Origin of the sequence: Streptomyces alfalfae, from assembly GCF_004127445.1 — a bacterium.
GTDB classification, from domain to species: Bacteria; Actinomycetota; Actinomycetes; order Streptomycetales; family Streptomycetaceae; genus Streptomyces; species Streptomyces alfalfae.
Window position 1 is genome coordinate 205,500 of record NZ_QEXM01000003.1, and the last position, 11,274, is coordinate 216,773.

Annotated in this window: 1 protein-coding gene; it reads right to left on the minus strand. The window is 75.5% G+C overall.

Annotation, left to right across the window (positions count from 1 at the left end):
• Positions 1–30 precede the first annotated feature (30 nt).
• Complete coding sequence (locus DCW30_RS37185) at positions 31–11,265, minus strand: amino acid adenylation domain-containing protein (protein WP_237283314.1); 11,235 nt, start codon at positions 11,263–11,265, stop codon at positions 31–33.
• Positions 11,266–11,274 lie beyond the last annotated feature (9 nt).

The following is an 11,274-nucleotide window of genomic DNA, read 5'->3' on the forward strand; positions in this document are numbered from 1 at the left end:
CCGTGTTCCGCGTCAGGGGCCATGTCGGACTCACTCCTCTCCGGTGTCGTCCGCTGCCCGGAGCTTCGCCGTGAGGACGCCTCCGATGTGCGACGACGGCGTGGGCTGGAGCATGGTGAAGTGGCTCGCCGCGATCTCGTGCGCCTCGACCTCGCCCTCGACGAAGGGCTCCCAGCTCTCCTTGGCGGCCGGCGCGGGCCGCTCGGCGGGCTGGTCGTCGGCGGCGATGAACAGCAGCAGGTCGCCCCGGAAGCGGCGCGGCGTGTGGTGCGGGGTGATGCGGCCCAGGTTGTCGATCACCTCGCGCATGTGGGACCGGAGGCCTTCGTCCATGCCCTCGCCGACGTCCTGGCTCATCGGCTGCCGCCTGTCCCCCGGCCGCGGCTGGACGTCGCCGTCCGCGCGGGCGCCGGGCGACACGTCGCGGTAGTCGGCCCCGCCGGTTCCCTCGGGGTAGCCGTCGATCACCGCGAGCAGCCGCACCTGTTCGCCCTGCTCTTCGAGGTGCGTGGCGACGGCCTGGGCGATCAGGCCGCCGAGCGACCACCCGAGGAGGTGGTAGGGGCCCGCCGGCTGGACGGTCCTGATCTGTTCGGCGTAGTCGGCCGCCATCTCGGCCATGCTGCGGGGCATGGGCTCCGGTCCCGCGAGCCCGCGCGCCTGCACGCCGTAGACGGGCAGGTCCTGCGGCAGGTGCCGCAGGAGAGCCGCGTACGCCCAGCTCAGTCCCGTACCGGTGTGGAGGCAGAACAGCGGCGGCCTGTCGCCCGTCGGGCGCAGCGGCAGCAGCACCTCCACGTCCTCGTGGTCCCCGCCGCCGGCCGCCCTGGCGCCGGGGCGGCCGTCCCTGGCCTTGCCGCGCAGGGCGAGCAGCCCCTCGGCCGTCCGCTTCGCGCGCTCGCCGGTGCGCAGCATCCGCTCTCCGGCGGAGCCGAAGGGGCAGGCGACGAACCGTTCGCCGGTCGACGCCCGGCCGTCCGCGTAGCCGCGGGCCAGCGCGGCTCCCGCGACGTACAGGTCGCCGGCGCCGCCGGGCGGGACCGGGCGCAGGTGGTCGTCGAGGACATAGGCCCGGGTGTGGGAGACGGGGCGGCCCGCGGGGGCCTCGGCGGGGAGCCGTCCGCCGGGCGCGGTCGTGTGGTCGAGCCAGGCGCCCGCGGTCTCCGCCGTGCCGTGGACGCTGACCAGGCCGGCTCGCGGATGGCGGTCCAGCCACTGCCGCGCGGCGTCGGCGGACTCCGTGGCCCCGATGCCGTCCACGACCACGGCGCCGGTCACCTGCCGGTCGTCCGCCTCGTGTTCGTGGCCCGTGGGCAGCAGCTCGCCGGTGGTGACGAGCAGTGCCGCGCCGTCCGTCGCGGTGATCGCGGGACCGTCGTCGTCGCCCGCCGCCAGGCGGACGGCGCCGCCCTCGCACAGAGCCGCGAACAGCGGCGCCAGGAGCGCCGGCACGGGGGCGCGCAGGTCGAGTGCCGTCACCTCGTGCTGCCCCGGCGGTGAGACGCGCGCGCGGTGTGCGGCCTGGTGGAGCAGCGTCCGGTGCTCGATGACCGCTGCCGTGCCGGGACCGTCGGCGCCGTCGGACGCCGTGGCGCCGAGCACGAGCGCCGCCTGCCCCGGCAGGGGCATGGGCAGCGGCTGCGTCGCGCCGTCCGCCGCGTGCCCGCCGCCGGTCACGGCCGTCCGGGGGTCGTCGAGCGGCAGCATCGGCACGGTGATGCCGTCGGCCAGCAGCGGGGCCGTCGCCGTGTCGCAGACCAGCGCGGCGGGTTCGGCCCTGCGCAGGCAGGCGGGGATGTCCTCCATGGGCCGGTGCGGATCGGCCAGGAGGCAGGCGGCGCCGGCCTTGAGCACGCCGAGCAGCGCGACCACGAGGGCGCCCGTGGGCGGCTGCGCGACGAGGACGACGTCCTCGGCGCCGATGCCCCGCCCGACCAGCCGGCGCGCGAGCCGGCCGGCCGCGGCGTCCAGCGCTCCGTGGGTGAGCGCGCCGTCCCCGGCGAGGATCGCCGGCGCGTCGGGGCGCCGCGCGGCCTGCTCGGCGAGGCGTGCGACGACGGTGCCCTCCGGCATCGCGGCTGCCGCGTCGTGCCCGGCGACGACCGCCTGGTCGCGCTCGTCCGGGCCGAGGAGCAGCTCCACCTGGGCCATGCGGAGGTCGGGGTCGGCCGCGATCTGTTCGAGGACCTGGCCGAGCCGCCGCGCGAACGCGTCGACCGTGGACCGGTCGAACAGGTCGGTGGCGTACCGGACGGTGCCGTCGACGCCCTTCGGGGCGCCTCCGCTGCCGTGCCGCTCGGTGAGGGCGAGCACGAGGTCGAGTTCGCCCACCGGCCGCCCCACCGGCAGCCGGGTGGTGCTCAGGCCCGGCAGTTCCGGCGACTCCCACACCTGGGAGGCGTCGCTGCGCAGGTCGAGCAGGACCTGGAACAGCGGGTGCCGTGCCGCGGGGGCCTGCGGTGACCGGGTGCCGACGAGGCGCGCGAAGGGCACGTCCGGGTTCTGCACCGCCCGCTGGAAGGTGTCCCGTGCCCGCCCGAGGAGTTCGCGGAAGGTGGGGTTGCCGGAGGCGTCCGTGCGCAGGACCAGCGGGTCGGCGAAGGGCCCCACCAGTCCGTCGAGGTCGCCTTCCTCGTCCCGGTTGGCCAGGACGGTGCCGAAGGTGACGTCGGGTCCCGCGCCGAGACCGGAGAGGAGCAGCGTGAGGGCGGCCTGCACCACCATGAAGAGCGTCGCGCTCTCGGCCTCGGCCACCTCCATCAGCCGGGCGTGCAGATCGCCGTCGACGGCGAGCGGCACCGCGTCCGTCCGGTGCGAGGCGACGGGCGGCCGCGGCCTGTCGGTCGGCAGTTCCTGCTCGTCCTCCAGGCCGGCCAGGGCCTTCTTCCAGTACGAGGTCTGCTCGCCGATCAGGCTGTCGGGGTCCTGTTCGTCCCGGAGCATCTCGCGCTCCCAGAGCGCGTAGTCGGCGAACTGCAGGGGCAGCGGCGCGCGTTCGGGGGCCCGGCCCTCACGGCGTGCTCCGTAGGCCGCCGCCAGGTCGCGGACCAGGACGGTCAGCGACCCGTCGTCCGTCGCGACGCGGTGCACCACCATCAGCAGGACGTGCTCGGTGTCGGAGACCGCGAACAGGCGGCACGTCCACGGTGTCTCCCGGGTGAGGTCGAACTCGTGGTCGGCGTGGCCGGCGAGGAGGTCCGGCAGCTCGTCCTCGGCCGCCGGTGTCACGGGCAGCTCGGGCCGGGCCGCGTCGACGTCGAGGACCCGCTGGTAGAGGTCACCGCCGTCCGAGCAGGTGAACGTCGTCCGCAGCATGTCGTGCCGTGCGGCGACGTCGCCGAGGGCCGCCTCCAGAGCCGCGCGGTCCAGGGCGCCGCTGAGGCGCAGCGCGATCGGGGCCCGCCGGACCGGTGAGCCGGGGTTCTCCTGCTCCAGGCGCCAGGTCCGTGTCTGGCTCGCCGTGGCGGGGATCTCGTCGGGGTGGTCGACCGGCCGCAGCTCGGGAAGCTCCTTCGACGTCAGGAGCCTGGCGACGCCGAGGGGGGTGGAGGAGCCGAAGAAGCGCCGCATGCTCAGCTCGGTGCCGAACTCCTCGCGGATGCGCGCGGCGAGCCGCATCGCGAGGCCCGAGTCGCCACCCAGGTCGAAGAAGTTGTCGTCGACGCCCACCCGTTCGAGGTCCAGGATCTCGGCGAACAGCGCGCAGAGCCTCGCCTGCGTCTCGTTCTCCGGCTCGCGTCCGGAGACCCGTCCCGCGAAGTCCGGGGCGGGCAGCGCCCTGCGGTTCACCTTGCCGTTGCGCGTCAGCGGCAGCTTGTCGAGGACGACGACCGCGGCGGGGACCATGTACGACGGCAGCGTGCGGGACAGGTGCTCGCGGAACACCTCGGTGTCCGTGCCCTCGCCGCCCTCGCCGTCCCCACCGCCTTCGCCCGCGGTGACCACGTAGCCGACCAGGCGCTGCTCGCCCGGCCGGTCCTCGCGGAGCACCACCACCGCCTGGCGCACCAGCGGGTGGGAGGCGAGCACGGCCTCGATCTCACCCAGCTCCACCCGGAACCCGCGGATCTTGATCTGTTCGTCCGCGCGCCCCACGAACAGCAGTTCCCCGTCCGCCGTCCAGCGGGCCAGGTCTCCGGTCCGGTACATCCGGGCGGCGTCACCGAACGGGCAGGCCACGAACCGCTCGGCGGTCAGGTCGGGGCGCCCGACGTAGCCGCGTGCCACGCCGGGACCCGCGATGTACACCTCGCCGACGACGCCCGGCGGGACCGGGTGGAGGAAGCCGTCGAGGACGTACGTGCCGACGTTGCCCAGCGGGCGGCCGATCGGCGGCGCCGCGTCGCTCGACCTGATCTCCTCGTCCACGGGCCCCGCGGTGGCCATCACGGTCGCCTCGGTGGGGCCGTAGGTGTTCCACACCCGCGCCTGCGGGGTCCAGCGGCTGGCCAGGTCCGCGGTCAGCAGCTCCGCGCCGAGGACCCAGTTCTCCACGCCGGTCAGCTCGTCGGGGTCCAGCAGGGTCAGCAGCGAGGGCACCACGCTGGCGGTGCTGACCCCGGACGTCCGCACCAGCTCGGCCAGCGCGCCCGGCTCGGCCCGCTCCTGCCCCGAGGCGATGACGAGCGTGCCGCCGCCCGCCAGGGTGACCGCGACGTCGAGGACCGACGCGTCGAAGCTGAACGACGCGAACTGCAGGACGGACACGCCCTCGGCCACGCCCAGGGCCGGCCGCATCGTCTCGGCCAGGTTCGCCACGCCGCCGTGCGCCACGGCCACGCCCTTGGGGCGGCCCGACGAGCCCGAGGTGTGGATGACATAGGCGAGCTGGTCCGGTGTCACCGCGGTGTCGAGCGGTTCGGCGGATTCCGCCGCGAGCGCCCGCACGGTCTCCACCTGGTCGAGCAGCACCGCTCGCGCCGCTCCCGTCGGCAGGCCGTCCAGGGTCCCTCCCGTGCCGATGACGACCCGCGCCCCGCTGTCGGCGATGACGTGGCCGAGGCGGTCCGCCGGGTACTCCGGGTCGAGGGGCACGAACGCGCCGCCCGCCTTCCACACCGCAAGCTCCGCCACGACCATGTCGACGCCGCGCGGCAGGCACAGGCCCACCCGTGTCTCCCGTGCCACGCCGAGCCCGGCCAGATGACGCGCCAGGCGGTTCGCCCGCGCCTCGAACTCCGCGTAGGTCAGGGTCTCCTGGCCGCTGCGCACCGCGACCGCGTCGGGCGTGCGGCCCGCCCGCGTGCGGATCAGCTCCGGCACCGGCGCGGCCGGGACCTCCACCGCCGGCGTGTTCCACCGCTCGGTCACCAAGGACCGCTCGGCCGCGTCGGACAGCTCGATCCGGCCCACGGGGAGCCCGGGGTCGGCGGCCATCTGCCGCAGGGCCCGCACCAGCCGGTCGAGCAGGGCGCGGGCGGCCGGCTCGTCGAAGGCGTCGGAGCGGTGGCTGAGCCGCATCCGCAGGCCGCCGAGCGGGTCCACCACCAGACCGAGGGGGTAGCTGATCGACTCGCGCATCCCGGCCTCGGTGAGGACCAGACCGGCCGGCGCGGCCTCCCGGGGGCCGCCCTCGCCGGACTGCTCCGGCGCGTCCATCCCCGTGGGGAAGCTCTCGAACGCCATGAGGGAGTCGAAGGTCGCCCCCGGCCCCGCGATCCGCTGGATGTCCCCGAGGCTCAGGTACTGGTGGTCCATCAGGGCCGACTGCCTGGCCTGCACGTCGGCCAGCAGCTCGGCCACGGTCCGTGCGGGGTCGCAGGGGACGCGCACGGGGACGGTGTTGATGAACAGGCCCAGCATGTCCTCCATGCCCGGCAGTTCCGCGGGGCGGCCCGCGACGGACGCGCCGAAGACCACGTCCCGGCGGCCCGCGAGCTGTCCGACGACCAGCGCCCACGCGACCTCGATGACCGTGTTCAGGGTGATGTCGTGGGCGCGGGTCAGCTCGCCGAGCGCGGCGTTCAGCGCCTCGTCCGCGACGGTGAAGACCTCACCCGACGCCCCGGACGCCTCGACCGTCGCCCCCGGCGTCACGGGCACGACCAGCGTCGGCTCCTCCACGCCGGACAGCTCCGCCGACCACGCCTCCTGCGCGGCCTCCTTGTCCTGACGTCCCAGCCAGGAAAGGAACTCCGAGTAGGGCGTGACCGCGGGCAGCCCGCCCGCGGCGCCCCCTGCCTCGTAGCAGGCCCACAGCTCACGCCGCAGGACGGGCAGGGACCAGCCGTCGAGCACGATGTGATGGAGCGTCACCATCATGCGGTGCCGCTCGTGGCCCGTCTTGACCAGGAGCACCTTCACGAGCGGTGGGCGCGTCAGGTCGAAGCCCTTGTCCCGTTCCTGTGCCCCGATGCGGTCGGACTCCGCCTGGGCCTCGTCCGCACCGAGGTCCGACAGGTCCTCCTCACGCCACGGCAGGACGGCCTGCGGCATGACGATCTGGACGGCCTGCCCGGACCCCGCCACCTGCCGGAAGCCCACGCGCAGGCTCGCGTGCCGGTCCAGGAGCGACTGCCAGGACGCCCGCAGGACGCCGGGGTCCAGCGGCCCTTCGAGGCCGACGATCATCTGCTCCACATACACGTCCGGGCCGTCGTCCGCGAACATCGAGTGGAACAGCAGCCCTTCCTGGAGCGGTGAGAGCGGCCAGATGTCGGCCAGGCCCGGCGCCGCCAGCTCCAGCTTCTCGACCTGGGCCTGGGTGAGCGCGACCAGCGGGAAGTCGGAGGGTGTGTGGCCGCCCGCCGCCGGGTCGCCCGCGTGGGCGGCCAGGCCGGTCAGCATCGCCGCCCAGCCCTCGACCAGGGCGCGCGCCGCCTCCTCGGCCAGGAGGTGTTCCGGGCAGGCCAGGCTGAGCGTGAGCCGCGGCCCGTCCGCGAGGTCGTGGACGACGCCGGTGACCTCCAGCGGGTGGGCGACCGGGAGATGCCCGCCGGCGGGGTCGCCCGCCGGCGAGTGGTCTCCGTCGGCGGGCGCGCCGGGGACCCGGCCGAGGTAGGTGAAGCCGATCCGCGCGGTGGGCAGGGCGGCGAGTTCCTGTGCGGTCGCTTCGTTGAGGTGGCGCAGCAGGCCGTGGCCGAGGCCGTCGCCGGGCACGGCGCGCAGCTGCTCCTTGACCCGCTTCACGGTGTCGCCCGCCGCCGGGCCGCCGGACAGGATCTCGTCGAGGTCGGCGGCGCCCACGTCGAGGCGTACGGGATGGGTGCCGGTGAACCAGCCGACGGTCCGCGACAGGTCCATGCCGTCGGTCAGTTCCACCCGGCCGTGGCCCTCCACGTCCACCAGGAAGCCGCCCGCCGGGGCGTCGTCACCGCGCCATCGCGTGACCGCGGCGGCGAGGCCGGTCAGGAGCACGTCGTCGGCGCCGGCGTGGTAGGCGGTGGTCACGCCGGTCAGCAGGGCCGATGTGACGTCGGCCGGCACCGTCGCCGAGACCCGCCGGACGGTGGCCGCGACGTCGCGTGCCGGGTCGGCGGGGACCTCGGTGAGCTGCGGGTCGGGGCCCTGGAGCAGTTCCTTCCACCGGGGGAGTTCCGCGGTCCGCTCCGCGCCGCCCGCCTGTTCGGCCAGCGCCCGCGCCCAGTGGCGGAAGGAGGTGGGGACCGGTTCCAGTTCGGGCTTGTGCCCCGCGGCGAGCGCGGCGCAGGCCTGCTCCAGGTCGGGCAGCAGGATGCGCCACGACACCGCGTCCACCACGAGGTGGTCGACGACCAGCAGCAGCCGTCCCGGCGTGTCGGGGCCGAGGTCGAACCAGACCACCTGGAGCATGACGCCGGAGCGCGGGTCGAGCCGCGCCACCGCCGCCTTGCTCTCCGCGGCGATCGTCCGCGGCAGGTCGTCGGCGGACGCCGACGCCGCGTCGACCCGGCGCACCCACGATCCGGCCGGGGCCGTGCCGGGCCCCGAGATCACGAGCCGCCGCTCCGGTTCCGTCTCCAGGCGGGCGCGCAGCACGTCGTGGTGATCGACGACGGCGCGCACCGCGTCGGCCAGGGTCTCGGAGCGCAGCGCGGCCGGGGTCTCGACCAGGGCTGACTGCACGACGTGGCCGACGTGTGCGGCGCCGACGCGGTCGAGCAGTTCGTGCATGACCGGCGTCAGGGGCACCTCTCCGGCGCCGGGGTCGCCGCCGCCCGCGGCCGGGCCGGCGACGGGTGAGGCCACCAGGGCCAGGGCGGCCGGGGTGCGGTGCTCGAAGACCTGGCGCGCGGTGATCGCGAGTCCCGCGCGGCGGGCGCCGGACACCAGCATCATCGACTGGATGGAGTCGCCGCCGAGGGCGAAGAACGAGTCGTCGGCGCCGGCCCGTTCGATCCCGAGCGTCTCGGCGAACAGCCCGCACAGGACCGCCTCGACGGGCGTCCGCGGGTCGCGGCCCCGTGCGGTCCTTCCGGGCGCGGGCAGGGCGTCGCGGTCGAGCTTGCCGTTCACGGTGAGCGGCAGCGCGTCGAGGACGACCACCGCCGAGGGGACCATGTGGTCGGGGAGGCGGAGGCCCGCGTACGCGCGGAGCGCCTCGGGGTCGACGGAGCCGTCCGCGCCGTCGGTGCGGTCCGTGCCGGGGACGACGTAGGCGACCAGGTGGCGGTCGCCGGGCCGGTCCTCGCGTGCCACGACCGCCACCTGGCCCACCGAGGGGTGCCGGGCGATGACCGCCTCGATCTCGCCGGGCTCCACGCGGAAGCCGCGCAGCTTCACCTGGTCGTCGGCCCGCCCGGCGAACGCCAGCTGTCCGTCGGCCATCCAGCGGGCGAGGTCGCCGGTGCGGTACATCCGGCCGCCCGCGCCGAAGGGGCAGGCCACGAACCGCTCGGCCGTCAGGCCCGGCCGTCCCGCGTACCCGCGCGCCACTCCCGGCCCGGCGACGTACAGTTCGCCGGTCACGCCGGGCGGCGTCGGCCGCAGGAAGCCGTCGAGCACGTAGGTCCGCATGTTGGCCAGCGGGCGTCCGATGGGCGGCGGCTCGTCCCGCGGCCCGATGTCCTTCGCCACGGGTCCCGAGGTGGCCATCACGGTGGCCTCGGTGGGGCCGTAGGTGTTCCACACCCGCGCTCGGGAAGTCCAGCGGCTCGCGAGGTCCGCGGTCAGCAGTTCGCCGCCGAGGACCCAGTTCCGCACGCCCGGCACGTCGTCCGGGTCCAGGACGCGCAGCACCGACGGCACGACGCTGGCCGACCCGACGCCGCACGCGCGGATCATGGCCGCCAGCGCCCCGGGGTCGGTGCGCTCCTCGGCCGAGGCGATGGCCAGGGTGCCGCCCGCGGCCAGCGTGACCGCCACGTCGAGCACGGAACCGTCGAAGCTGAACGACGCGTACTGGAGCATCGTCACACCCGTGCCGAGGCCGAGGGCCGGGCGCATCGCCTCGGCGAGGTTCGCCACGCCAAGGTGGGCGAGGGCCACGCCCTTGGGGCGGCCGGTCGATCCGGAGGTGTAGATGACGTAGGCGAGCTGGTCGGGCGGGACGGGCAGGCCGAGCGGCCCGGCGGCCTCCGCCGCGACCGCCCGCCGCGTGTCCGCCGCGTCGAGGCGGACGACGCGGTCGGCCTCGACGGGCGGCTCACCGGCGCAGAGCACCACCCGCGCCCCGCTGTCGGCCACCATGAACGCCAGCCGGTCCGCCGGGTACTCCGGGTCGAGCGGGACGAACGCGCCGCCCGCCTTCCACACCGCGAGCTCGCCCACGACCATGTCGACGCCGCGCGGCAGGCACAGGCCGACCCGGTCCTCCCGGCCGACGCCGAGCCCCACGAGATGCCGGGCGAGCCGGTTGGCGCGGCTCTCCAGTTCGCCGTACGTCACCTCGTCCGCGCCGCACCGCACGGCCACGGCGTCCGGCGAGCGCAGCGCCCACTCCTGGAACGCCTCCACCGCCGAGCCCGCGGCCACCGGCCGGCCCGTGGCGTTCCACCGGTCCACGACGGTCGAACGCTCGGCCCGGTCCGTCACGTCGATGTCGCCGACCCGCGCCGAGGGGTCGGCCGCGATCTGTTCCAGGACCCGCACGAACCGCCGGACGATCGAGTCGGCGGCGGCGCGGTCGAACAGGTCGGGCCGGTGATCCAGTTTCAGGCGCAGCCGGCCGCCGCCGGGGACCGCGACGAGGGTGAGGGGGTAGTGGGAGGCGTCGCGCGAGGCCCCCGCCGGGCTGAGGGTCACGGCGCCGGGTCCCGGCGCGGGCCCGGCCGGCGGCAGGGGGTAGTTCTCGTAGAGCACGAGGGTGTCGAAGACGGCTGCGGCCCCGGCGAGCTTCTGGACCTCGGCGAGGCCGACGTGCTGGTGGGGTATCAGCGCGGACTGGCGCTCCTGGAGCTCCGTCAGGGTCTCAAGGACCGGCTTCCGGCCTTCGAGGGGCACGCGCACCGGCAGGGTGTTGATGAAGAGGCCGACCATGGACTCCACGCCCGGCAGTTCGGCGGGGCGCCCGGCGACGGTCGCGCCGAACACGACGTCCGTGCGGCCCGCGAGCCGCGCGAGGACCAGGGCCCACGCGCCCTGCACCACGGTGTTCAGCGTCAGGCCCCTGGCGCGCGTCACCTCCGTCAGAGCAGCGGTGAGTTCGGCGGGCACGGTCGCGTGCGCCTGCTCGGGGAGCACGGGGGTACGGCCCGGGTCGGCCGGCGCCACCAGGGTCGAGCCGTCGACTCCGGCGAGTTCGGCCCGCCAGGCGTCCGAGGCCGCGTCCTTGTCCTGGCGGGCGAGCCAGGCCACGTACTCGCCGTAGGGAGCGACCCGTTCGAGGGCGGAGGTGTCGCCGCCCGCCGCGTACGTCGCGGAGAGCTCGCCCAGCAGGACGGGCATCGACCAGCCGTCGAGCAGGATGTGATGCAGCGTCATGACGAGGCGGCACCGGTCCTCGCCGAGCCTCACCAGCAGGAGCCGCAGCAGCGGAGGGACCGCGAGGTCGAAGCGCTTCGCGCGCTCCTGCGCCGAGAGCCGGTCGATCTCCGCCGTGGCCTCGCTCTCCGCGAGCCCGCGAACGTCCGCCTCCCGCCAGGGCAGCACGACCTCCCGCGGGATGACCTGCACCATGTGGGCGCCGGTGACCGGCCGGAAGCAGGCCCGCAGCGCGGCGTGCCGGGCCAGCAGCGCCTGCCAGGACGCCCGCAGCCGATCCGTGTCCACGGGGCCGTTGACGTCCACCGCGGACTGCACGGTGTAGACGTCCGGGCCCTGGTCGTCGAAGGAGGCGTGGAACAGCATCCCCTCCTGCAACGGCGAGAGGGGCCACACGTCCTCGACGAGGGATCGGGGTCGGGTCATCGTTCTCTC

Bases quoted from the DNA above. Each gene is read 5' to 3' on its own strand.
- DCW30_RS37185 (WP_237283314.1), bottom strand. From the start codon at position 11,265: ATGACCCGACCCCGATCCCTCGTCGAGGACGTGTGGCCCCTCTCGCCG.